The 24,150-nt window shown below is 68.6% G+C and carries 21 protein-coding genes and 2 tRNA genes; 10 read left to right on the plus strand and 13 right to left on the minus strand.

Annotation, left to right across the window (positions count from 1 at the left end):
- Nucleotides 1-14 precede the first annotated feature (14 nt).
- From OHB23_RS11570 to dnaG, 7 genes are read left to right on the plus strand one after another with little or no spacing between them, the layout of a single operon-like run.
- Nucleotides 15-929, plus strand: a complete 915-nt coding sequence (locus OHB23_RS11570) for an ABC transporter ATP-binding protein (RefSeq protein ID WP_056445775.1) — start codon at nt 15-17, stop codon at nt 927-929.
- Nucleotides 926-1,717: an ABC transporter permease gene (locus OHB23_RS11575; RefSeq protein WP_056445772.1), complete on the plus strand. Its 792-nt coding sequence runs from the start codon at nt 926-928 to the stop codon at nt 1,715-1,717. The genes OHB23_RS11570 and OHB23_RS11575 overlap by 4 nt, the downstream gene beginning before the upstream one ends.
- A gap of 35 nt (nt 1,718-1,752) precedes the next feature.
- Nucleotides 1,753-2,952 carry a sensor histidine kinase gene (locus OHB23_RS11580; protein WP_328809572.1) on the plus strand — a complete coding sequence of 400 codons (1,200 nt, stop codon included), beginning with the start codon at nt 1,753-1,755 and terminating at the stop codon, nt 2,950-2,952.
- Complete coding sequence (locus OHB23_RS11585; RefSeq protein WP_027505737.1) at nt 2,949-3,557, plus strand: response regulator transcription factor; 609 nt, start codon at nt 2,949-2,951, stop codon at nt 3,555-3,557. Before OHB23_RS11580 ends, OHB23_RS11585 begins: the two co-directional genes overlap by 4 nt.
- A gap of 46 nt (nt 3,558-3,603) precedes the next feature.
- Nucleotides 3,604-4,293, plus strand: coding sequence for a YdcF family protein (locus OHB23_RS11590; RefSeq protein WP_027505738.1), 690 nt, complete (start codon nt 3,604-3,606; stop codon nt 4,291-4,293).
- Nucleotides 4,290-5,561 (plus strand): deoxyguanosinetriphosphate triphosphohydrolase, encoded by a 1,272-nt coding sequence (locus tag OHB23_RS11595; RefSeq protein WP_328809573.1) that lies wholly within the window; start codon nt 4,290-4,292, stop codon nt 5,559-5,561. Before OHB23_RS11590 ends, OHB23_RS11595 begins: the two co-directional genes overlap by 4 nt.
- 57 nt (nt 5,562-5,618) lie before the next feature.
- On the plus strand, nt 5,619-7,544 hold the full coding sequence (gene dnaG, locus OHB23_RS11600) for a DNA primase (protein WP_056445766.1): 1,926 nt from the start codon (nt 5,619-5,621) through the stop codon (nt 7,542-7,544).
- Here the strand turns inward: dnaG and OHB23_RS11605 are convergent.
- Entirely contained in the window at nt 7,541-7,777 is a 237-nt protein-coding gene (locus tag OHB23_RS11605) for a hypothetical protein (RefSeq protein ID WP_027505741.1), read from the minus strand. The genes dnaG and OHB23_RS11605 overlap by 4 nt on opposite strands.
- Nucleotides 7,778-7,906: 129 nt before the next feature.
- A tRNA-Asn gene (locus tag OHB23_RS11610) sits at nt 7,907-7,979 on the minus strand.
- 167 nt (nt 7,980-8,146) lie between these two features.
- On the opposite strand from OHB23_RS11610, the gene OHB23_RS11615 reads away from it, so the two are divergent.
- Nucleotides 8,147-9,040: a siderophore-interacting protein gene (locus OHB23_RS11615; RefSeq protein WP_285185609.1), complete on the plus strand. Its 894-nt coding sequence runs from the start codon at nt 8,147-8,149 to the stop codon at nt 9,038-9,040.
- 107 nt (nt 9,041-9,147) lie between these two features.
- Here the strand turns inward: OHB23_RS11615 and OHB23_RS11620 are convergent, their stop codons facing one another.
- The 8 genes from OHB23_RS11620 to treS form a co-directional block, all read right to left on the minus strand.
- Nucleotides 9,148-9,708, minus strand: a complete 561-nt coding sequence (locus OHB23_RS11620) for a hypothetical protein (protein ID WP_328809574.1) — start codon at nt 9,706-9,708, stop codon at nt 9,148-9,150.
- Between the two features lie 4 nt (nt 9,709-9,712).
- The gene (locus OHB23_RS11625) at nt 9,713-10,645 is read right to left on the minus strand and encodes an SDR family NAD(P)-dependent oxidoreductase (protein ID WP_051613353.1); all 933 of its coding nucleotides are present in this window, start codon (nt 10,643-10,645) and stop codon (nt 9,713-9,715) included.
- Between the two features lie 170 nt (nt 10,646-10,815).
- Entirely contained in the window at nt 10,816-11,910 is a 1,095-nt protein-coding gene (locus OHB23_RS11630) for a GGDEF domain-containing protein (RefSeq protein ID WP_328809575.1), read from the minus strand.
- A gap of 51 nt (nt 11,911-11,961) precedes the next feature.
- Nucleotides 11,962-13,026, minus strand: a complete 1,065-nt coding sequence (locus OHB23_RS11635) for a YihY/virulence factor BrkB family protein (RefSeq protein ID WP_328809576.1) — start codon at nt 13,024-13,026, stop codon at nt 11,962-11,964.
- A gap of 45 nt (nt 13,027-13,071) precedes the next feature.
- Nucleotides 13,072-14,106: an NAD-dependent epimerase/dehydratase family protein gene (locus tag OHB23_RS11640; protein WP_328809577.1), complete on the minus strand. Its 1,035-nt coding sequence runs from the start codon at nt 14,104-14,106 to the stop codon at nt 13,072-13,074.
- Nucleotides 14,107-14,166: 60 nt separating this feature from the next.
- The gene (locus tag OHB23_RS11645) at nt 14,167-15,267 is read right to left on the minus strand and encodes a GGDEF domain-containing protein (protein WP_328809578.1); all 1,101 of its coding nucleotides are present in this window, start codon (nt 15,265-15,267) and stop codon (nt 14,167-14,169) included.
- A 103-nt stretch (nt 15,268-15,370) separates the two neighbouring features.
- Nucleotides 15,371-16,318: a methionyl-tRNA formyltransferase gene (locus OHB23_RS11650; RefSeq protein WP_328809579.1), complete on the minus strand. Its 948-nt coding sequence runs from the start codon at nt 16,316-16,318 to the stop codon at nt 15,371-15,373.
- Nucleotides 16,319-16,355: 37 nt separating this feature from the next.
- Complete coding sequence (treS, locus tag OHB23_RS11655) at nt 16,356-18,539, minus strand: maltose alpha-D-glucosyltransferase (RefSeq protein ID WP_027505747.1); 2,184 nt, start codon at nt 18,537-18,539, stop codon at nt 16,356-16,358.
- Between the two features lie 197 nt (nt 18,540-18,736).
- Between treS and OHB23_RS11660 the strand changes: the two genes are divergently transcribed.
- The gene (locus tag OHB23_RS11660; protein WP_328809580.1) at nt 18,737-19,477 is read left to right on the plus strand and encodes a GAF and ANTAR domain-containing protein; all 741 of its coding nucleotides are present in this window, start codon (nt 18,737-18,739) and stop codon (nt 19,475-19,477) included.
- 3 nt (nt 19,478-19,480) lie between these two features.
- Here OHB23_RS11660 and OHB23_RS11665 read toward each other — a convergent pair whose 3' ends face one another.
- Nucleotides 19,481-21,799, minus strand: a complete 2,319-nt coding sequence (locus OHB23_RS11665; protein WP_328809581.1) for a sensor domain-containing protein — start codon at nt 21,797-21,799, stop codon at nt 19,481-19,483.
- A gap of 223 nt (nt 21,800-22,022) precedes the next feature.
- Nucleotides 22,023-22,096: transfer RNA gene (locus tag OHB23_RS11670), tRNA-Ile, on the minus strand.
- Between the two features lie 67 nt (nt 22,097-22,163).
- Between OHB23_RS11670 and OHB23_RS11675 the strand changes: the two genes are divergently transcribed.
- Nucleotides 22,164-22,310 carry a hypothetical protein gene (locus OHB23_RS11675; protein WP_197027787.1) on the plus strand — a complete coding sequence of 49 codons (147 nt, stop codon included), beginning with the start codon at nt 22,164-22,166 and terminating at the stop codon, nt 22,308-22,310.
- Between the two features lie 3 nt (nt 22,311-22,313).
- Here OHB23_RS11675 and OHB23_RS11680 read toward each other — a convergent pair whose 3' ends face one another.
- Nucleotides 22,314-24,143: a putative bifunctional diguanylate cyclase/phosphodiesterase gene (locus tag OHB23_RS11680; RefSeq protein ID WP_328809582.1), complete on the minus strand. Its 1,830-nt coding sequence runs from the start codon at nt 24,141-24,143 to the stop codon at nt 22,314-22,316.
- Nucleotides 24,144-24,150: the final 7 nt, after the last annotated feature.

Raw genomic sequence — 24,150 nt, forward strand, 5'->3', positions numbered from 1 at the left:
GCAGTGTTCTTCTCATGACCACACCAGCGATTCACCTCGACCATCTGCGGAAGTCGTTCGCCGGGCCGGGCCACACCCGTGTCCAGGCCGTCGACGACCTGTCACTCGTCGTCCACCCGGGCGAGATCGTCGCGTTCCTCGGGCCCAACGGCGCCGGCAAGACCACCACGATCGACATGATGCTGGGCCTCGGTCGACCCGACGAGGGCTCCGTCGCCCTCTTCGGCGGATCGCCCGAGGACGCCGTCGCGACGGGCCGCGTGTCGGCGGTGATGCAGAGCGGGGGACTGCTCAAGGACATCACCGTCGAGGAGACCGTTCGCCTCATCGGCACCCTGTACTCGTCCACCCGGCCCGTCTCGGAGGTCCTGGCACGCGCAGGCATCGCGGACATCGGGGGCCGGATGGTGGGGAAGTGCTCCGGCGGTCAGCAGCAGCGGTTGCGGTTCGCGCTCGCCCTGCTCCCGGATCCCGATCTCATCGTGCTCGACGAGCCGACCACGGGCATGGACGTGGAGGGCCGACGTGAGTTCTGGGCCGCCATGCGCGAGGACACCTCGCACGGACGCACGGTCCTGTTCGCCACGCACTACCTCGACGAGGCGGACGCCTACGCCGACCGCATCGTGCTGCTGCGCGACGGGCGCATCGTGGCGGACGGCACCGCGGCCGAGATCAAGAACGTGGCGTCCGGCCGGCGGGTCTCGGCGATCCTGCCGGGCGCGCGGGCAGCCGATCTGCTGGCCGTTCCCGGCGTCGACGACGTCGAGATCCACGGTGACCGGCTCACCGTCCACGCGACGGACTCTGATGCAGTCGCTCGATACCTGTTCGCACACACCGCAGCTCGCGAGGTGGAGATCGTTCCCCACACTCTCGAGGACGCGTTCCTGACCCTCACCACCGACACCACCGGGAGCCTCGCATGACCGCCACCGATTCGACCACCACCACCACTGTCCGGACGCTGCCGGCTCGGGGCGGATTCAACGCCGGCTTCCTCGCACTCGAGATGCGCCGGATGTTGCGGAACCGCCGCACCGTCGTCTTCGCACTCGTCGTGCCGCCGATCTTCTTCCTCATCTTCGGGCTGCAGGGTGATCTGAAGACCGAGTCGGCAGGATCGGCGAACGTCACCGGCTACGTCATGGTGAGCATGGCCCTCTACGGCGCGATGCTGGCCACCACGAGTGGCGGCGCCATGGTCTCGATCGAACGCGGACTCGGATGGAGCCGTCAGCTGCGGCTCACCCCGCTGACCCCCACCGCGTACATCGCGGTGAAGGTCGTCGTCGCCATGGCGCTCGGGCTCGTGTCCGTGGCCGTCGTCTTCGCCGTCGGTGCGGCGACAGGCGCGACTCTTCCCGCCGCGGCATGGGTGGAGTGCTTCGTGCTCGCCTGGATCACCTCGATCGTGTTCGCGGCGTTCGGCCTCTTCATGGGGTACCTGCTGCCGTCGGAGAACGTGATGCAGATTCTCGGACCCGGTCTCGCTGTGCTCGCGTTCGCCGGTGGTCTCTTCGTCCCGGCGAGTGGATGGTTCGCGACTGTGGCGAAGTTCGTCCCCACGTACGGGGTGGCCACGTTGGCGCGGTCGCCGCTCGGGGACACCTCGTGGACGTCGCTGGTGGAGGCGCTCGTCAACGTCGCGGTGTGGACGACGATCTTCGTGATCGGCGCGATGACGATGTTCCGCAAGGACACCGCCCGCGTATGACACGTCCGGACACCAGGGGGTCTAGCGTGGCGGCGGTGAGCAGGACCACCGCCGCCGCGCTCGGCCGTCGTCAGGGCCTCGTGCAGTCACTTCGGTCGCATTTCGTCATCGAGCCGCGCGAGGTGAACGTCGACGACAGCGAGGGGACGCGACTGCGCGCCGCCGTGCGCCGAGGCTGGATCTTCAGTGCGGTGTGGCTGGCCTACCTGATCTATCCGGTACGGGCGGTGTGGAGTTACGACGGGCCCGTCCACTGGCAGGTGGCCGCAGCGCTGTGTCTGCTCGCCTTCGCCGCGGTGTTCCTGGGTGGTTTCCGCGACTTCCGTGGTCGGCTGCACGCCGAGGCGCAGGTGCGAGTACCCCGACAGTGGGCTGTGGTGGTGGCGCTGATGCTGCTGCTGGTTCCGGTCGCTCCCGCAGCCGGCGACTCCGTGTTGACGGGATGCGTGTTCGTGGCGGTTCTCGCCGTCATGACCCTCCCGCCCCGATCAGGTCTCCTCGTGCTCGCTGCGAATGTCGCCGCGGTCGAGGTGCTTCCCCGTGTCGTCCCGAAGTGGACCCCGGACGATTCCGCCGGGTTCACCGTGGCGGTGGCCGCGTTCGCCGCCTGGGGAATCAGCCAACTCGTCGCTCGCAACATCCAGCTGACCGAGGCGCGCCGCCGCCTGTCCGACCTTGCCGTGGTCGAGGAGCGCGAGAGAGTCGCTCGCGACGTCCACGACATCCTCGGCCACTCGCTGACCGTCATCACCATGAAGGCCGAGCTGGCCGGGCGACTCGTCGAGGTGGATCCGGCGCGTGCCGCTGTCGAGATCGCCGACGTCGAGAGCCTCTCGCGCGCAGCGCTCGCCGACGTGCGATCGACGGTGGGCGGGCTGCGACACCTGCGACTCGACACCGAGATACGCGGAGTGCGCAGCGCCGTCGAAGCGGCAGGGATGACACTGCACATCGAGGGGTCGGTGCGTGACGTGGCGGAGGAGTTCCGTGAGCTGTTCGCCTGGGCGCTCCGGGAAGCGGTGACGAACGTGGTGCGTCACAGCGGCGGAACCGAGTGCCGGGTGCGACTCGATGCCCGCCGGATCACCGTCGCGGACAACGGCATCGGGCCGCAGGGCGAGTCCACGGGCACCGGCCTGCGGGGACTCACCGACCGCGCGGACGCCCTCGGCGCCGTCGTCCGGGTCGCGCGCGGAGGAGACGGTGGGTTCACGGTGACGGTGACGGCGCCGTGACGATCCGACTCCTGCTGGCCGACGACCAGGCCCTGGTCCGCGGCGCTCTGGCCGCCCTGTTGGGACTCGAGCACGATCTCGACGTCGTCGCGGAGGTGGGGCGCGGCGACGAGGTGGTGCCCGCAGCGCTCGAGCACCGTCCCGACGTGGCGCTTCTCGACGTCGAGATGCCCGGGGGAGACGGCATCGCCACCACCGCCCTGCTGAGGGCGGCAGTCCCCACGTGTCGCGTGCTCGTGGTCACCACCTTCGGACGGCCCGGGTACGTGCGGCGGGCCATCGACGCCGGTGCCGGCGGATTCGTGGTCAAGGACACGCCCGCTCGCCAGCTCGCCGAGGCGGTCCGGCGGGTCCACGCCGGGATGCGCGTCATCGACCCGGCACTGGCGACGGAGACGCTGACGGCCGGGAACTCGCCCCTGACACCGCGGGAGCGGGACGTCCTGTCCGCGGCTCGCTCCGGGACCACCGCCGGGTCCATCGCCGCCGCACTGCACCTCTCCGAGGGCACGGTGCGGAACCATCTCTCCGCCGCCATCGGGAAGACCGGTGCCACCACGCGCGCCGAGGCCGTGCGCATCGCGGAGGACAACGGGTGGTTGTGAGGCGCGCCGGACCGATCTCCGCGGGTGCGGCTGGCAGAATCGACGTGTGAGTACCGACTACCGCTACGACGACCCGTACGTGCCGCAGCCCGATCGTCTCGGCTTCGGCGGCACCGTCGCGCGCTGGCTCCGTCGGCTCGTGGCGGGCGTGGTCCTCGTGGGAGTGCTCCTCGTCGGTGGGACCGCCGTGCGGGTGTGGCAGGTGGCTCGGATCGACGATCACACGCCGTCGGACGCCATCGTCGTGCTCGGCGCGGCCCAGTACGACGGCGTCCCCTCGTCGGTCTTCGAGGCGCGACTCGAACAGGCGTCGGCGCTGTTCTCCAGCGGGGTCGCTCCGCTGATCGTGACGGTCGGTGGCAAGCAGGTGGGCGACAACTACACCGAGGCGGCGTCGGGTCGGAACTACCTGATGGATCAGGGTGTTCCGGGCGAGGACATCGTCGCCGTCGAGGAGGGGTCGGACACCCTGCTGAGCATCGAGGCCGTCGCGGCGGAGTTGCAGTCGCGAGGACTGACCGACATCACCCTGGTGAGCGATCCGTGGCACTCGCTGCGCACCCGCACCATGGCGCGCGACGCCGGTCTGGACGCGTGGACGTCGCCCACTCGCCAGGGCCCCGCCGTGTTCACCCGCGAGTCGCAGATCCACGGGATCGCCAGGGAGACAGCGGCTCTGCTGTGGTACCAGCTGACGCACTACTCCGCGGACTTCCAGTACACGGCCAGCCAGTGACGCAGTACGACGCGGCGGACCTCGAACGACTGGTGGCGGAGGGGCCGAAGACGGCCGCGCTGGTGCTCACCGAGACACCCGGCGATTCGCGAGGACACTTCGCCCGTGATCGCGCCCGGGTGCTGCACTCGGCCGCGTTGCGACGCCTCGCCGACAAGACTCAGGTCACCGGTCCCCGTGAGGGCGACACGCCCCGCACCCGATTGACGCACTCTCTGGAGGTCGCCCAGATCGGGCGCAGCATCGCCGACGGCATCGGGTGCGACCCCGATCTGGTGGAACTGGCCGGGCTGGCTCACGACATCGGCCACCCGCCCTACGGACACAACGGCGAGCGGGCCCTCGACGAGGTGGCCGAGTCCTGCGGCGGGTTCGAGGGCAACGCTCAGAACCTTCGGATCCTCACGGTGCTGGAACCGAAGGTCCTCACCGAGGACGGCGCCAGCGCCGGGCTGAACCTCACTCGTGCCTCGCTCGATGCCGCGATCAAGTACCCGTGGTTGCGGCCGCGGCCGGGCGCGAAGTTCGGCGCCTACGACGACGACGCCGACACCCTCACCTGGATCCGCGAGGGCGCACCCCAGGGTCGTCAGAGCCTGGAGGCGCAGGCGATGGACTGGGCCGACGACGTCGCGTACTCGGTGCACGACGTGGAGGACGGCATCATCGCCGGGCGCATCGACCTCCGGTCGCTGGCCGACCCCAGCGAGCAGTCGGCCCTCGCCGAGATGTCGGTGAGCGAGTTCCGCGGCTTCGACCGTGACCACATGCGCGAGGCCGCTCAGCGGTTGTCGGAGATGCCGGTGGTCACCGATGCGTCAGGCTACGACGGCACTCTCGTCCGCTCGGTGGCGCTCAAGCGGATGACGAGCGAACTGGTGGGCCGATTCACCACCGCCGCCATCTCCAGCACCCGGGAGGCAGCCGACGGCAGGCCTGTGCGGCGCTACGAGGCCGATCTCTCCGTACCGTCGCTGGTCCGAGCGGAGGTGGCGTTGCTCAAGACGATGGCGCTGCGTTACGTGATGTCCGACGCCGGGCACCGGCTCCGGCAGGACCGTCAGCGCGATCGCATCCACCGCGTCGCGGCCTGGCTGCTGTACTCGGCACCGACCTCGCTCGATCCGATGTTCGTTCCCGTGTGGAACGCCGCCGCGGACGACTCCCAGCGCATCCGCGTCGTGGTGGATCAGATCGCGTCCTACACGGAGTCGCGGCTCGAACGGGTGGACAAGAGCAGCCTCGGAGCGCAGGCGTCCTGGGGTTAGCGGGTCCGGGTCGGTACGGCGGGGGAGCCGTGTCGGACCCGGCACTAGACTGGGCTCGTGGCCGGCCGGATACCTGAACGCGATGTAGCCGCCATTCGCGAACGCACTCGCATCGAGGACATCGTCGGCGAGTACGTCGCACTGAAGGCTCCGCGAGGCGACTCCATGAGCGGGCTCTGCCCGTTCCACGACGAGAAGAACCCGTCTTTCCACGTCCGGCCGAATCACGGCACCTTCCACTGCTTCGGCTGTGGTGAGGGCGGCGACGTGTACACGTTCCTGCAGAAGATCGAGCACATCACGTTCGTCGAGAGCGTCGAGCAACTCGCGGATCGGCTGAGCTACTCCATCTCGTACGAGGGTGGCGGCACCTCGGTCCAGCGTGATCGTGGGACCCGGTCCCGCCTCGTCGCGGCCAATGCGGCAGCGCAGCAGTTCTACGCCGAGCAACTCGGATCACCCGAGGCGCAGGCGGCGCGGGACTACCTGACGCAGCGCAACTTCGATGCCGCCGCGGCACAGGAGTTCGGGTGCGGGTTCGCCCCGAGTGGGTGGGACACGCTCACCAAGCATCTGCTGAACAAGGGCTTCGAGTTCAAGGAACTCGAGGCGGCCGGGCTGTCCCGCGAGGGCAAGCGGGGTCCGATGGACCGGTTCCACCGTCGATTGCTGTGGCCCATCCGCAACCTGTCCGGTGACGTCATCGGCTTCGGCGCACGCAAGATCTTCGACGACGACACGATGCCGGGAAAGTATGTCAACACTCCGGAGACGTTGCTGTACAAGAAGTCTCAGGTGCTGTTCGGCCTCGACCTGGCGAAGAAGGACATCGCCAAGGGGCATCAGGCCGTCGTCGTCGAGGGCTACACCGACGTCATGGCCATGCACCTGGCGGGAGTCAAGACGGCGGTCGCCTCGTGCGGTACCGCTTTCGGTGACGAGCACCTCGCGCTCCTGCGTCGGCTGCTGATGGACGACAAGTTCTGGCGCGGCGAGATCATCTACACCTTCGACGGGGACTCCGCCGGTCAGGCCGCCGCGATGAAGGCCTTCTCGGGAGACCAGAAGCTCGCCGGCCAGACGTTCATCGCGGTGGCTCCGGACGGGATGGATCCGTGCGACCTGCGCCTCGAGAAGGGGGACGCGGCGGTACGTGATCTCGTCGCGCGTCGTACCCCACTCTTCGAGTTCGCCATTCGCGGCGCTCTGTCCGAGTGCGATCTCGACACCGCCGAGGGACAGGTCGAAGCCCTGCGCCGCACCGTGCCGATGGTCGCCCAGATGAAGGACCGTGCGCTCCGCGACAACTACGCGGCTCGGCTCAGCGGCTGGGTGGGCTGGATAGACGAGCGCATGGTGGTCAACCGGGTGCGCGAGGAAGCGGCCAAGATCGCGAAGGGTGGCGCTCCGGCGCCGCTCCGGCGGCCGGTGCGCAGTACCGAGACCGAGAAGGCCGCGCCGGTCGGACCGGCCCATCCGGCGCGCAACGACCCCACGCTGTGGCCGCAGCGCGAAGCCCTCAAGGCCGTCATGCAGCACCCCGGTATCGCCGGGTCCGTGTTCGATTCGCTGCCGCCCGAGACGTTCGGGCACCCGGCGTACGCCGCGGTGTCCGAGGCGGTCCGCGAGGCCGGTGGAACGGCCGCGGGGCTCGGGGGCGGGGAGTGGCTCGACGCCGTCGGCAAGAAGGCGGAGCCGAAGGGATTGCGCTCCCTGGTCACGGAACTGGCCGTCGAGGCCATGCCCATCTCCGACGAGGCGACCCCGCGCTACATCTCGGGGGTGCTCGCGCGTCTGCAGGAGGTGTGGGTCGGCCGGCAGGTGGCGGAACTGAAGTCGAAGCTGCAGCGCATGTCACCCATCGAGAAGCCGGACGACTACAACGCGCTGTTCGGCGACCTCATCGCGCTCGAGCAGTACCGCCGCAGCCTGTTGGAGCAGGCCGTCGGCAGCACCACGGACGCGGAGTTCCCCGCCGTCTAGAGCTTGTCGTGCGGGATGTAGAGCTGAGTGTCGTCGACCTGCTTCATCGGCTCGAGCTTCGGCTGCGTGCTGAGGGTGTCGGCCAACTTCTGGCGTCCGGCCGACACGACCTTCTTCGTCGCCGGGCTCGACGCCACCGCCTTCGTCGCGCGGCTGATCTGTTCGTAGCGCGCCCGCCCCGCCTTGGTGCCGAGCACGTATCCGGCAGCGATGCCGGCCAACATTCCCATCATGTGAGCGTGAGTCCTTTCGAGACGTCTGAGACCATCCTGCCCGACGTGACCGGGCACGGCGAACTCCCCGGGGCGGGTGCGGCGAAACGAGAAGAGCCCGTGACCGACGACGGTCACGGGCTCTGTGTGCTCCCCCATCTGGACTTGAACCAGAAACCCTTCGATTAACAGTCGAATGCTCTGCCAATTGAGCTATGGGGGAATGTTCGTGGCTCCGACAGCACCCTCTCGGATGCATCCTCGCCGAGAAGAGACTCTAACCCATGGCACCCGTCGACCACCAAATCGCCTCGTCCTGGCACCACCACACCCGGCCTGGTCAGGGTAACCTAACTCGGAACGACGACCTCGACTGCGGGAGCACCGACGATGACCGACGACACCGAGCCGACCTTCTACTGGGCCGAGGTGGTGGACCGGACGACACTGAGCCCCAACCTCGTTCGCCTCACCTTCGGCGGAGAGGACCTGCGCCGGTACCGCCCGGCCGGTGTGGCCGACGAGTGCGTCGCGCTCTACTTCCCGGCTCCCGGCGACGCTCGGCCGCCGGCCATGCAGTGTGTCGACGGGGTGTGGTGGTACCACGACGACGCCGCCCGTCCCGAGGGCCGCAACTACACGGTGCGCCGGGTGACGGACGCCGGTGAGCTGGTGATCGACTTCGTCGCCCACGACGGCGGGGTGGCCGCCTCCTGGGCGCTGTCGGCGCGACCGGGCGACGTCGTGGTCGTCACTCCACCGCGGCACTGGTTCGCGCCGCCGGCGGACACCGCGTGGTTCCTCCTCGCGGCGGATCTCGCCGGGCTTCCGGCGCTGGGCCGAGTGCTCGAGGAGTTGCCCGCGAACACTCGGGCCCATGCGATCGTCGAGGTTCTCGACGAGGCCGACGTGCAGACGTTCGAGTCGGCGGCCGAGGTGACAGTGCAGTGGTGCGTCGGGTCCGGTAACGGGCACGGTCCCGGAGTGCTGCCGGACGCGGTGCAGGCGTGGGAGTTCCCGCCGGGCGAGGGTTACGTCTTCTTCGCGGGGGAGGCCGCGGACTCGCGTGCCGTCCGCAAGTACGTGCGACGCGAGCAGGGTATGGGCGTCGACCGTTTCGACATCATCGGCTACTGGCGCGTGCGAGCCGAGCAGTGGCTCGCGAAGTACACGGCGGTGGAGAAGGAGGTGTCCGCCGTCTACGTGGGCGCGCTGCAGGAGGGCCGTTCGGAGTCCGAGGCGGCTCTGATCTACGACGAAGCGCTGGAGAAGGTGGGGCTCTAGAACGCGGTCCACGCGCTCCCCGGCGTGCAAGGATGCCCCATGAGCTCACTGCAGCCGTTCCACGTCATCGTTCTCCTGCTGATCGTGCTGGCGGTGGTGGGCCTGATCTACGCACTGGTGCGGCGGCGCTGACGCCCACCCTCCCGGCGCACTCCTCGGCGCGCGAACTCCAGGAGCACCGCACCCGAAGCAACCCCTGCCACGATGTCGATCCACATCCGGTCCGACCCGGCGACGGCCAGGACGAAGCCGAGCACCCCGAGAACGGTCAGCACCGAGCCCAGGACGTCGAACAGTCGCAGGTGCCACAGGCGCGCCAGGACGACGAAGTGCACGCCGACCACGACGGCCACCCAGGCGACCCCGGCCTCGGGCAGTCCGAGAGGCCCCGCCACGATGCGGATGCCGACGAAGAGCAGCACCACCTCGGCGAGCACGATCACGACGTAACCGCGTCCGAACGGTGTGACACCCGCGGGCACCGTGGCCACGGGATTGCGCGCGATTCCCACGAGAACGGTGATCGCGGCCGCCGCAGCGGCCACGCAGAACGCGAGACGCAGGAGTGTCGGCGACGACGCCGAGTTGACCACCACGAACACGAGTCCGAACACGGCGCCGATGAGGGATCCGAGCTTCTGTGGGGGCAACCGGCGTCGGGTGGTCATGGACTCAGTGTGGACGGTCTCCGGTCCGCGCGGTCACTTTCCGCGGGGGAGGTGCGGTCCTGGAGTGGAATACATTGCCCTCCGAATCGTCTTTGGGCTCGCGTGCGATGCCGAAACGCCACATCAACGGCCCGACGAGTCGATCGAAGACCGCCGGGACCAGCGAGTAGCCCGCCGACGCGAACTTGTTGACGAGGCCGAACACCGCATCGGCGTCCCGCTCACGCTGTGGGCGCCGGACGACCGCCGCGACGGCACGGGCGATGACCTCGGGCTCCGCGACGGGGGGAGGCGGCGATCCTGCTCTCCCGACGACGGTGGCGGCCTGCTCGTAGATCGGCGTGTTCACGGCACCGGGTGCGACGGCGCTGACGTGCACGCCGGGATACTGCCGAACCTCTTGCTGGAGAACACGGGTGAGGCCGCGCAGCCCCCATTTGGACGTGACGTAGGTGCCCATCCACGGCACCGCGATACGGCCCAGCAACGAGCCGATGACCACGAGGTGGCCGTGCTCCTGGTCGCGGAACACCGTGAGCGTCGACCGTGCGACGTTCGCGGACCCGAGCAGGTCGACCGACACGGCGTGATCGAACACCTCTGCCGGGGTGTCGAGGAACGTCCCGTAGGACATCACCGCGGCGGAGTGCACGCAGACGTCGAGGCGGCCGAACTGCTCGACGACCTCGGTGACGACCTTGGTCACGTCGTCGCCGCGCACCACGTCGACCGGCTTGACGGCCACCGCGGCGGCGCCGCGTTGCAGGCATTCGTCGGCCACGGCGGCCAGACCGTCACGGCCACGGGCACACACGACGATGGACCAGCCGCGCTCGGCGTAGAGGTGGGCGGTGGCGCGACCGATACCGCTGGACGCGCCGGTGATCAGGATCGTCCCGGCGGATCGACGATCGGTGGGAGAGATGGACTGGGTCATGGATCACCTCGAGTATCGACGCGCTGCCGACGTCGGCGCGCGTCCGGAGAGTCGACGGCCGAGACCGTCGATGGTGACGCCAGTTCTCGACGCCGTCGACGCCGCGGATGTGACCGGCGGCGTCCCAGAGCAGTACCCCGAATTCGGAGTCACGAGCAGGACGAGACCGATCAACGCCGATATTTCTCGCGATACATCGCGTTGTCCGCCCGCCTCATCAGTTCGTCGAGGTCCGGGCCGACGCCGCCGGGGGCGGGGTTCCACACCGCGACCCCCGCACTGACGGAGAGCTGCGCGGCGCCGAGCCCGTCGAGGGCGGTCGCCCCGAGGTCGAGGACCTCCTGTTCGCCGGCCCCGGGGAGGACGACCACGAACTCGTCGCCGCCGACGCGGGCGATCAGATCGTCGGAGCGAAAACTTCTGTGGAGAATGCCGGACAGTCGTACCAGCGCCGTGTCGCCCGCGTCGTGGCCGGCTCGGTCGTTGATCTCCTTGAGACCGTCGAGATCGAGATAGAGGACACCGACGGGCACGGCATCACGTTCGCAGTCGGCGAGCGCGGGCGAGGCGCCCCGCGCGAGACCGCGCCGGTTCAGCAGCCCCGTCAGGTCGTCTCGGTGAGACAGCGAATCGGCTCGAGCGCGTGCTCGATCCACCGACCTGTAGCGCTCCCACAGCAGACCGATGGTGCGGATCCGCACGTAGTGGATCAACCCCGCCACCAGAACGGTGCGCACGATCGCGGCCGCGAAGGTGCGCACCCCGGCGTCTCCGATCCCGTTGACCGAGGCAAGGGCGATCCAGGCCAGTACGCCCCCGGTGACGACGACGACCACGTGCCATCGTCGTTGCAGCAGCGCGGCGGCGGCGACGATGGAGAGCGCGAGTCCGAAGGCGGGGAAACCGGAGTCCGCATCGGCGTTGCCCAGAACGGGACTGGCGATGATCAGGGCTGCGGCGACGAACGTCACGACGTCCGTGTGACGGTAGAACCACACGGCCCGCGGCGTGTGCAGAGCCCAGAACGTCGTGGCCGCGAGCGCGGCGACCAGCAGGTTGTAGGACTGAACCCACCAGTGGACCGCATAGTCGGGGTCCGTCACCACCCACAGGAACACCGCTCCGTACAGAACGGTGCTCAGCACGCAGATCGCGGCGAGGCCCTGGACGACCACCACGTCCGATCGCACCGGATCGCCGTCGCGCCACTGCCGACGCGCTCGGCGTGCGGACGCCACCAGCGCGCCCGCCCCCGTGTCACTCACTCGCGCAGACCACCCTCGCTCCGGGCTCCCATGGCCCGTGTCACCACCACGCTACCGGGCGGACGAGTCCTCGCCACGTGAGAGGCGCAGGGCGCGACCACGTTCGACGTGTTCGCGATCGGTCTCCTCGTTCTTCTCCGAGACGCGCGTGTCGCGCGGTGGAAGCTGCAGATGGTCCTCGGCCTCGATGCCGGCCTGGAGTTGGCGGCCGCGTTCGAGTTCGGAATCGAGTTCCGCCCCGAACAGCAGAGCGAGGTTCGTGATCCAGAGCCACAGCAGGAAGATGATCACGCCGGCCAACGACCCGTAGGTCTTGTTGTAGCTGCTGAAGTTCGCGACGTAGAAACCGAAGAGCACGGACGCGAGGATCCACACGACGATGGCCATGCCGGCCCCTGTGCTGATCCATCGGAACTTCGGCTGCTGCACGTTGGGTGTGGCGTAGTAGAGGATCGCGACGGCCAGGACGATCAGCGCGAGGACGACGGGCCACCGCGCGATGTTCCACACCGTCAGTGCGGTGTCGCCGGCACCGATCGCGTCACCCACGGCCGTGGCGACGGGACCGCTGACGGCCAGCATGAGTCCCGCTGCGGCGATGCAGATCAGGCCGACCAGAGTGACGACCAGCATGACCGGTCGGAGCTTCCAGATCGGTCGGCCCTCGTCCACCTCGTACATCCGATTCATGGCGCGGCCGAACGCGCCCACGTAGCCGGACGCCGACCAGAGGGCGCCGGCCAGACCGATGATCAGGGCGAGTCCGGCGGTGGGCGCCTGGACGAGCTGCTCGACCGGTCCGCGCAGTGTGTCGACGGCGGACGACGGCCCCAGGTCGGACACGATGTCGAGCACCGCGGTGACGGTGCGCTCGCCCTGCCCGAACACGCCGAGAAGGGACACGACGGCGAGAAGAGCCGGGAACAGCGACAGCACCGCGTAATACGTGAGAGCAGCGGCCAGATCGGTGCACTGGTCCTTGGAGAACTCGCGCGCGGTCTTGCGCAGGACGTAGAAGAACGACGGCCTGGTGAGATCGGTGGGTGAATCGGGCTTCCGAGGATCGTCCGGGTCCGCGTGGGCCGGGTCGTCACCCGTCGTCTGCTCTCGGGTCATGGACTGCGGACTACCCGCACTCACCCGACGCAAACCGCCGCCGGGTCACGCGGACAGCGGCGGGGTCGGGGCGTCGTCCACCTCGTGCACGCCGCGGACGAACTCGGCGAGAGCGTCCTGCGCGGTGTGTCGAGGCGCCCACTCCAGCAGGTCGCGGGCGCGACCGGAGTCCATGATGGGAAGCCGCAGCACCGCGTCGAAGAGGCCGGGGTCGGTGGGAACGAGGCGTGCGGTGAACAGAGCATCGAGGGCGAGTCGCACCGCGGACGCGGGCAGAGGGATCAACCGCGCGCGGAGAATCTCCGCGAAGGTGGCCGGGGTGATGACGGGGTCCGCCGCGAGGTTGAACGCGCCCGACACCTCGCGCACCGCCGCCGCGGCGAATGCTCGTCCGACATCACGGGAGTGCACTCCCTGGAACACCAGATCCGCGATGTCAGGGAAGACCGGGACGAACGCGGGTCGCACCAGCCGGGCCGGGACGAAGGGTCCGCCGAACAGTCGACGCTGCTCCGTGGACGCCGACGCCTCGAAGACGAAGGCCGGGCGCATCCGGACGACCCGGAGGTCGGGATTCCGCGTCTCCACCCGGTCGAGCACACGCTCGAGATACGACTTCTCGCGCGTGTAGGCCGCGCCCTGCCAGCCGTGCGTCGGCCAGTCCTCGGTCACCCGAACGTCTTTCGATCCCGGGGAGTAGGCACCGACCGACGACGCGTGCACCAACGCGCTCACTCCGGCCGCCGCCGCGGCGTCGAAGACCCGCATCGCGCCGACGACGTTGACGTCCCAGGTCTGCACCGGATCGCGCGACGGCTGGAACTGCCACGCCAGGTGTACGACGACGTCGACTCCGTCGAACAGCGGGACCAGGTCGTCCCGTGCGATGTCCGCCTCGACGAACGTCGTCCGTGCGGGAGCCCACGCCGGACGACCGTTCGTCGGCACGGGCGAGCGCCGCGCGATCGCACGGACCGCGGAGACCGCCGGGTCGTCGACCAGCGCGTCGACGACCGAGGTCCCGAGGTTTCCCGTCGCTCCGGTCACGGCCACGACGAGCCCACTGCGTTGTTCCGGCATGTCGTGGCGATACCCGTGCGTCGGGGAGCCAAACGGGTACCCCGGCTCCCGCGTCGCCGTTCAGCGCCGTGACTTGACCCGATACATCGCGTTGTCGGCGCGCCTCGTCAGGTCGTCGAGATCCGGCGCGTGTGGTCCCGGACTCCACACTGCCAGTCCGACACTGACGGACACCTCGGTGGTCATCGAGAGATCGCGGATGGACGCGCCCAGATCCAGCGCCACGGTCCGGTCCGTGTCGGGGAGAACCACGACGAATTCGTCACCGCCGACGCGGGCGACGATGTCACTGCCGCGGAACGCGGTCCCCAGCATCTCGGCGAGTCGTACCAGTACGGCATCTCCGGCATCGTGCCCGAGGGTGTTGTTGACATCCTTGAGACCGTCCACGTCGAGGTAGAGAACGCTCACGGGCCGAGACTCTCGTCGGCACCGATCCAGTTCGGTCGCCGCACGTCGCTGGAGGCCGCGACGGTTCGCCAGGCCGGTGAGATCGTCGACGTGCGACAGGGAGTCGGCCGCGGCACGTTGCTCGTCGACCATCCGATACTTCTCCCACAGCAGGTCGATGGTCTTCATGCGGAAGTAGTGGATGACCGCGACGACGAGAACGGTTCGCAGCACCGACACCGCAAAGGTCTGCACGCTCACGTCCGTGCCGTGAGCCACCGCCAACGCCGTCCACGCGCACACCGCCAGCGTGGTGAACGTGACGATGTGGGCGCGACGTTGGAGTATTCCGGCGAAGGCCACGATGGCCAGAACGAGTCCGAAGGCCGGGTAAGCAGACCCCGCGCTGGCATAGGCGAGGACCGGACTGCCGACGACGAGAATCGCGGCCACCAGGGTGACCGCGTCCGTGTGCCGGTAGAAGATGGCGGCACGCGGGGTGTGCAACGCACACCAGGTGATTGCGGCGGTCACCGTGACCCCGAAGGTGTAGGTCTTCGACCACCAGGAGAACGCGTAGTCGTCGGCCGTCGTCATCCAGACCAGGACAGCGCCGAACAGGAGCGTGCAGAGTGCCGTGATGGTGGCGAGTCCTTCGACGATGACGAGGTCGGAGCGCACCGGATCACCCGCGCGTGCCGTGGATCGCCACACCGTCCGTGAGTGCTGCGCACGGTCCGTCCACGAACCGGGACCGGTGATTCTCGCCATGTAGACCGTCCTCGTGACCAGCCCCCGTCACCCGCTTCCAGGTGAAATGTACTCGACCCGACCCGTTCGTGATCCCGTTCGCCCGACCTGCCGGAACCGAACGTCAGGGAGCGTCGGTGAGGTACCCGCCGCCGCGGGGGAAGTACTCCGCAGCAGGGATCGTGCGGTCGTCGTCCTCGGTGCGCACCGCGTCGATCACGAGCGCTCGGTTACGGCCGAGGTGGGCGTTCGGGCCGGAGACGATCGCCATGCCGTCACCCTCGTGGATGAAGACGCGACCGGGTGTACCGCCGTAGATGCCCTGCGACACATGCGCTTCGACGATGCGGAGCCGACGGCCACGGTGATGGGTCCACGCGTTGGGGTAGGGGTCGGACTGAGCGCGGACCAGACGGTCGATGTCCTCGGCCGGCCACGTCCAGTCGATACGGCTGTCGATGTCCGCACGCTTGTGGAAGAACGTCCGCTGCGAGAGGTCCTGCGGGGTCCACACCGCGGTGCCGCTCTCGATCGCGCCGAGTGCCTCGAGCAGTACCTCGGGAATGAGGTCGATGGTCGCCTGCACCAACTGGGTCGCGGTGTCGCGCGGGCCGATCGGAACGGACCGCTGGATGACGACGTCGCCGGTGTCGAGTTCGTCGTCCATACGGTGCGCGGTCAGGCCGGTCTCGGCCGCGCCGCTGATCAGCGACCAGATCACGGGGGAGAAACCCGTGAACCGGGGCAGCAGTGAGTCGTGCAGGTTGAGGGTGCCGTGCGGCGGCATGTCGTAGATGGACCGGGGCAGCTTGGTGCGCCAGTTGTTCGCGACGATGATGTCCGGCTTCGCCTCCTCCAACGCGACGCGCATCGCATCGTCCGGAGTGAGGGCGAGGTGGACCGGCACGTCGTGGGCGCGTGCCAGATCTTCCACGGAATCCGACCAGATCGACTCGTACGAGTGCTCACTGGGAGGATGGGTGACGGCCAGGACCACCTCGTGATCGGACTCGATGACCGTCCGAAGCGTCGTGTGTCCCCAGGTCTGATAGCCGAACATCGCCACTCGCATGCTGGTTAGCCTAACCTTCCCCGGCCACCTCTCGGCATCAGCCCCTGAGCATCACCGGGACGCCCTGGTAGGGCTGCAGGGTCATAGGGAAACTGCCCAGCTCGTCGACGACGGCGATGTCCTGGTCGGTGAACAGGTCCACCACCGTGGCCCCGCCGGTGAGGTGCTTCGACTGCACCGTCGCGTGGATCTCGTCGCCCGTGAAGTTCAGCACCGTCGCCGAGATGGATCCGTTGCCCAGCTGGTGCACCAGGACGAGCAGCCCCTTGTGCGACACGGACGGGACGTCGAGCTGGGTGGCCGTCGCGATGCCGTACCTCGTCCGCACATCGAGGATGCGGGACAGCTGACGCGCGAACGACGTCGAGTCCTTCATCTGCTCCGGCAACGAGCCGTAGAGACTGCGGCCACGGGGGATCCCGGACTCCGACCGGGTGGCGTCGGGCGAGGTGTTCATGAGGTCGTGAGCCCCACGGTTGATCCAGCGGGTGTCGCCCTCACGGATGAGATCGGCGACCTCCTCCGCCGGCACCGGGAGGATGCCGGTGAGGTCCCAGCCGGACAACGCGAACACGCCCGGTTGCAGCGCGTTGTACATGGCCAGCATGAGATGGGCGCGCTTGACCGTCTCGATGTCGGTGTCGTCCATCCGGTCGAGGTCGCGGATGCCCAACGACGCCGTGATGACCGACGCGGTGGTGCAGGCGATCCCGTTGTTGGTGAACGTGCGGTTGTACGGCGCCCACCGGCCGGTGAGTCGTTCGCACAGTTCGGCGCGGATCTGGTCACCCAGATCGCCGCCCTTGATCACGTCGCCGCCGTACGAGAACTCGTCCTCACGGTGCAGGGTCGCGAAGTGCACCAGCTCGAAGGTCATCTCGTCGTGATTCTGCAGCGCGTGCACCAGCGAGGCGGTGTCCACACCGTGGTCCCGCGCCAGATTCATGGTGAGCCTGAGAAACTCGGTGTTCCCCATGACGAGCGCGTGGTGATAGGCGGGGCGGTTGATGAAGTCGTAGGACAGATCGGCGCCGCTGCTTCCCATCGCCTTGATGTCGTCGATGGTGAGGTTCAGCTCCTGGAAGGTGAAGCCACCCATCTTGCGCACCACACTGGAGATGAGGTGATTGGCGGCCTCCGAGAGCGGGTGGCCCTCGGACCATCCCGGACCCTCGGTCCGGCGCTCGACTCCGAGGAACCCGTTGGCGTCGAGACGCAGTGCGCCGGCGCCGAGGTCCGCGATGGAGTGGCAGGCGTCGCCGATGACGAGGCGCATACCGGCGAACGAGGGATCGAGCCAGTTGATGGAGGGCTGACCCGCCTTGAAGTAGTGCAGGTACACCCAGCGGCGCTCGACCCCGTCGACTCCGCGGATGACCGGCGTGGCACTCCAGTTGGTCTCCTTGACGCCCATCTCGTAGAAGATGACGCGCTGGAGCTGGCCGACGATGTACCCGGCACGAGCGAGATTGGCCTCGGACTCGGCATCGATGTTCACCGAGTCCTGGCCCGCCTTCACGCGGGGGAGCAGGTGCCAGTCCTGCGGCTCGATCTCCACCATGTGGTAGATGCCGGGGTAGTCGGAGACGTTCATCTCCGCCAATCGGAAATCGGCGCCCTTGCCGGTGTGTCCGGGGACGATGTCGTCGATGACGATGCCCTCGTAGGCGGACGCGACGACGCACAGCCGCCGGAACTCCTCCTCGGAGCCGAACGCCGGGTCGATCTGCATGCTGACGCGGTCGAAGTGGCCGTCGACCGACGGTGTGGCATGCCACCCGTGCAGTCCGCCGGCCTCCTTGACGGGGCCGGTGTGCACGGCCGTGATGCCGATGTCCGAGAACACCTGCCACAGAGCCTCGTCGCCGAGCGTGCCGAGAAAGCTCTGTCCTGGAGCCGCGATGAGCGAGATGGGATACGCGGTGAACCACACGGGTGCGCGCTCGACGGCTCCGCGCGGATCCGGCGACGCGTAGGGGTTCTGCCACATGCTGCCCTTGCCGGACAACTGTTCCGCGATCAGCTTGGCATCGTGCAGCATCGACCGGTCGACGAGCCACGACACGTACTCGGGATTGGAGGCGTCGGCGTCACCCTGGGGCAGCGCGCCCGCGGTGCGGTACGCACGACGCACCGACGGCTTCAGTGGGCGAGGCCTGGCCGGGTAGAAACTCTCGTCGTACGTGATCTCGCTGGGTTCGTGCTGAACTTCCGGATCCACTGTTCCTCCGATGTGACGGGACGCGCGGACATCTTCGATGGGAAGCTCCCACAGGCGTGCCTGGTCTGCATGCCGTCCGGGGAACTACCCGAGGGTCGACGAACCGAAACGCCGACCGCACCTCAGACTACGCACGGACCGACGGAGTGTGCCGAACACGCCTCGGTGGATCGGCGGGCGTGTGATCGAATGGTGCAATGGACACGGAAGGGCGGGCCGAAGGTGGCCTGACACCCGAACGACTCGGTGAGATCGTCGGCTCGCTGGGTCGACGCATCGAGGACACGGACGAGCTCGGCGAGTTGCTGCAGCGGTCGGTGGATCTCGCGCACGACGTCATCAGGGGCGCCGACAGTTGCGGCGTGACAATCGATTACGACGGCACCACGTACACGGCGGTCTACACCGACAGCACCACCCTCGCAGTGGACGAGATGCAGTACGAGACCGGCGAGGGTCCGTGCCTCGAGGCGTCCCGTACCGACACCACGATCGTCGTCGACTGCGACAGCACCGAGCAGCGGTGGCCGGAGTTCGCGGCCGCGGCGCGCACCGAGGGTGTGCACTCGTTCCTCGCCTCGCCCATCAGGACTCTCGACGGCGTGATCGGCTCGTTCAACCTGTACGGCTCGTCCGCCGACGCCTTCGACGACATGGACGCCGACATCCTGGACAGCCTCACCACCACGGTGGGACGGGCCATCGGAGAGCACGCTCGCTACACCGACGCCACCACCACGGTGAGCGGACTGCGCGACGCCATGGCGCGACGCGCCCCCATCGAGCAGGCCAAGGGCATTCTGATGGCGATGCGCGGTCTCGACGCGGACGCCGCGTTCGACGTGCTCTCGCGTGAGGCGCAGCGCCGGAACATGCGAGTTCGCGAGGTGGCCGCCGACTTCGTGCGCGACGCCACCAGGACCGATCCGGCCGGCTGACGGTCAGCCGGCGCGTCGCTCCAGCAGCATCGAGGTGACCTCGTTCGCGCTGGCCGGGTGGGCGAGCCAGAAGCCCTGGGCCAGATCGCAACCACTGTCCCGCAGACGGTCGAACTGGGCCTGTGACTCGACACCCTCGCCGACGACGGCGACGTCGAACGCGTGTGCCAGGGACACGATGGCGGACACGATGGCCTCGGGCTGCTTGCCCGGCATGGCCTGGATGTACGTCTGATCGATCTTGAACGCCTCGATGACGGGATACCGGCTGAGGTAGGTGACGGAGCTGTGGCCGCTGCCCAGATCGTCCAGGAGGATGGACACGCCCATCTCGTGCAGTTCGGTGAGGGCGTCCCGCACCTGCGCCGTGTCCGCGAGCCACACCGTCTCGGTGATCTCCAGGCCGAGTCGGCCCACCGGCAGACCGGAACTGGCGAGGATGCGGGCGACGCTGGCCACGAACTCGGGCTGGCGAAGCTGCAGGGCACTGACGTTGACCCGCACGCCGACGTCCGAGATGGCCTGCCACTCCGCCGCCTGCACGCACGCGGTGTGCAGAGCCCACAGGCCGAGGGTGTTGATCTGGCCCGTGCGCTCGGCGATCCGGACGAAGGTCTCCGGGCTCACCGAGCCGAGGGTGGGGTGCTGCCACCGCGCGAGTGCCTCCACGGCGGTGATGCGGCCGGTCGCGATGTCGAAGATGGGCTGGTACGCGAGCGTCAGGATCTGGCTGTCGAGAGCCGACCGGAGATCGGCCGACAGAGCCAACTGGTTGCGGCGGTGCTCGCGATCGTCGGTGTCGAACACCGCGACGTTCCCGCGACCGGTGTCCTTCGCGCGATACATCGCCACGTCGGCGCGGCGGATGAGCTCGTTGCCGGGCACGGTGTCGTCCGCCAACGCGACGCCGATGCTCGCGGTGATGCGCAGTTCGTTGCCGTCGACGACGATGGCCGCCCGCACGGCGTCCGCGTAGGCCTGCGCCACGGCGATCGACTCCTCCGGACCGGAGAGGTTCTCGCAGACCGCCACGAACTCGTCGCCGCCCAGGCGAGCCACGGTGTCGCCGGGGCGCGATGCCCGGGTGAGGCGGTTGCCGATGGACACCAGAGCCGAGTCGCCCGCCTCGTGCCCCAGCCCGTCGTTGATGGACTTGAAGTCGTCGAGGTCGATGAGCATGACGGCCGTCGTGGTGGCCTTCGCGACGCCCCGTTCGACGGCGGACTCGATCCGGTCGTACGCCAGCGCGCGATTGGGGAGCCCCGTCAGCGGGTCCCTGAGGCTGCGGTAGCGCAGTTCGCTCTCGACACCGACACGATGCACCGCTGCGGACACGACGTCGGACACCGTGTCGAGGGCGCCGGTGTCGAGCATCGGATTGTCCGGGACCAGAATCGGCGGCCCCGCCGTCGTGATGTCGATGATCGGCACGGACGACCCGGTGGCGGAGGAGAGATAGCGCGAGTCGACCCCGAGGACGGTCAACACACCCCACGGCTGGCCGGTGCCGTCGATCGGCACGGCGACCGCGTTCTCGACACCACCCGCGACGAGGGCGGCGACGTCGAACCTGGACTCGTGCGCGTCCCCGGACCACACGATCCGGGTGGCCGATCGGCTGGCGAACGCGGTGATCGAGGACGGCCCGGTGGCGCACAGATCGTGCGGTGCGTCGTCCCCCGTGGCGGCGACGATCTCGAGAGTGGCGGGCAGGTCGTGCGCGCGGGTGATGACGGCGCACCGCGCCCCGTACAGCGTCACGACGGCGTCGGTGGCCGCCGACAGAAGGTCGTCGAGCCGGCCGCGCAGAGCGAGCCTGCTCAGCTCGGCGACGACCCGCTGCTCGGACGCCCGGAAGGTCGACGCGTCCAGAGCCTTCTGCAGGAGATGGTCGTCGGCATTCTGTGCAGAGGCGTCGCGATGGATCGAGACGACCAGGGACGAGTCGTCGTCGTGGCCGCGTACGGCGAATGCTGAGGTGGACACCGCGAGCCTTTCTCCTGTGAGGTGATGCACCAGTTCTGTTCGGCCGAGCCAAGTTCCGTGGAGCTGGACAGCCGAGAGGATGTCCGTGAGCGTCGTGGGGGGAGTGGGGACGACGACGGCGTCCACGGTCGGATCGTCCGGCGGCCCGTGCTCACCGCCGTCGAGTCCGAGAGTCCTCGACGCCTCGGGATTCGCGTGGACGATCCGGCCGTCGGACGTGGACACGAGCACCACGTCGGGGGAATGGTCGAACACCGTCGCGAGACCGAGTCGCGAGGACATGAAGGCCTCCGACAGCGTCGGGCGCGGGTCTGATCCATCCTCGTCGGGCATCATCGTCGTTCCTCACGGCTCTGCCGTCGGTCCTGCCTCTCTCGTCACCGTTCGGAGCCGACGAACAGACGGGTAGCCGGGTCGATCGCTTCGAAACAAACCTAGAGTTCAAAATATAGCAGACGAACAGCCGAAACGACGGTGTGTGCGTGTCGGGACAACGGTGTCCCGGCGAGGGGGACGTCCTGGCCTGACGACCGAGGTGTGGGAAGGCGAAGGGTCCGAGTGGGGCGGGCGGGGCTCGAACCCGCGACCAATGGATTATGAGTCCACGGCTCTAACCGACTGAGCTACCGCCCCCGGCGCTGACGCGCGCTCACGATACCTGGGCAGGATTAGCGACGGCGGCCGCGGGTACGCGTGCCGCATGACCGAACCGAACGGCGACTCGCCCGTGTCCGACGAACCCTCGACCTCCTCGGAGAGGCCCTACGACTCCTCGCGCGACCCCGACGCGGACCCGTCGGAACTGGACGACGCGGCCGGAACGCAGCCCGACCAGGCGGAGGGCTGACGTTCAGCTCGGTGTGAGCGTTCCGACTCGCAGCATCTCGAGGACGACGTCGGCGGGCTGGGGGCGGGCGTAGAGGTACCCCTGCGCGCGCGAGCACCCCAGTTCCAGCAACACGGCACGGGCGTCGACGTCCTCGAGCCCCTCCGCGATGAGGTCGAGGTCGTAGGCCCGAGCGAGGGCGGTGACGGCCTCGACGATCGCGCGGTCGTCTCTACTGGTCGCGAGGTGGGTGACGAACTCGCGATCGATCTTGACGGCGTCGACCGGCAGCGTCTTGAGATGCGAGAGCGAGCTGTACCCGGTGCCGAAGTCGTCGATGGCCACGCGTACCCCGAGTGCACGGATGTCGCGCAGAGCCCGTGCGGCCAGGACGATGTCGTGGACCACCGCCACCTCGGTGATCTCGATGCAGAGGTACTGCGGCTCGAGGGAGTACCGGGACAACGCCTCTCGTACGGTGTGCACGAAGTCGAGCGAGACCAACTGTGCGGGTGACACATTGACCCGCAGTGCGATGTCCAGTGTTCCCAACGTCGAGCGCCACGACGCGTACGTTCTGCACGCGGTGTGGAGAACCCACCGTCCGAGGTCGGTGGCCAGGTTGACGGCCTCGGCGATGGCGATGAACTCGACGGGCGGCAGCATGCCCCGCGTGGGATGCTGCCACCGCACCAGGGCCTCGACCGCGGTGATGCGGTCTGTCGTGAGGTCGATCTCGGGTTGGAAGTGCAGGAGCAACGACTCGCCCTCGATCGCTGCGCGCAGATGCAGCTCGATGTCGTTCTGCAACTCGTTGCGTTCGCGGATCTCGGAACTGAACAGCGAGACCTGATTGCCCCCGGCCGTCTTGGCGGCCAGCGCAGCCTGGTCGGCGTCCGCGATCACCGAATCGACCGTACCGCTGCCGGGGATGCCCAGTGCGACACCGATACTGGCGGTCCGTGAGACGTACTCGCCCGCCATGTCGACCCGTGCGGTCACCACGGTGAGGATGCGGCAGGCCTCGGCGTACGCGTCGTCCTCGGTCATCGGACCGGGAAGAACGACCACGAACTCGTCGCCGCCCCACCGTGCGAGAAGAGTGTCCGCGTCCGAATGCCGCTGCAGCCGTGCGCCGACCGTGCGGAGGAACGTGTCACCGGCCGAGTGCCCCAGGAAATCGTTCAGAGCCTTGAGACGATCGAGGTCGAAGTAGAGCACCGCGAATGCGTCACCGCCCCCGGCGAGTCGAGCGGACAGCAGCTCCGAGACACCCCGCCGGTTGAGCAACCCCGTCAACGCGTCGTGCGTGGCGGCCCACCGCAGGTGCTCCTCGGCGGCGATCCGAGCCTGCAGTTGGGAGAAGAGGGTGGCGATCGCTTTCAGCGCCTCGACCTCCTCGTCGGACCACTCGCGGTCGCCCGACGCGACCAACCCCAGGGTTCCGGTCGTCGTGTCGCGGGTGACGAGCGGGACCGATGCCATCGAGATGCTCTGATAACCCGAGGCGCTCTCGACGCGTCGGCGGTAGTCCTCCATGGCGGGATCGGGGCGGAAGAGCAGCGGCTCCTTGAGGTGCTCCGTCGCGGCGAACACGGGGTCGGCGTCACGAAAGGTGACGGTCCCCAGTGGGTCGGGATCAGGGACGTCGGTACGAGCGGGCCACTCCGCCACCATCACGGTGGCACGGCGTTGCGCGTCGTGATGCCGGAGATAGGCGGCGTCCACGTCGAAGTAGTCGACGAGATTCGAGAGGACTTTCTCGTATCCCGCACCGACCGTGGCGGCGTTGACGCCGATCAGATGGGTCGCCACACGGGTCACCAGCACGTCGAAGCTCGGACGGCGCTCCAACGTCGGG

This window comes from Rhodococcus sp. NBC_00294 (assembly GCF_036163995.1).
GTDB lineage: Bacteria > Actinomycetota > Actinomycetes > Mycobacteriales > Mycobacteriaceae > Rhodococcoides.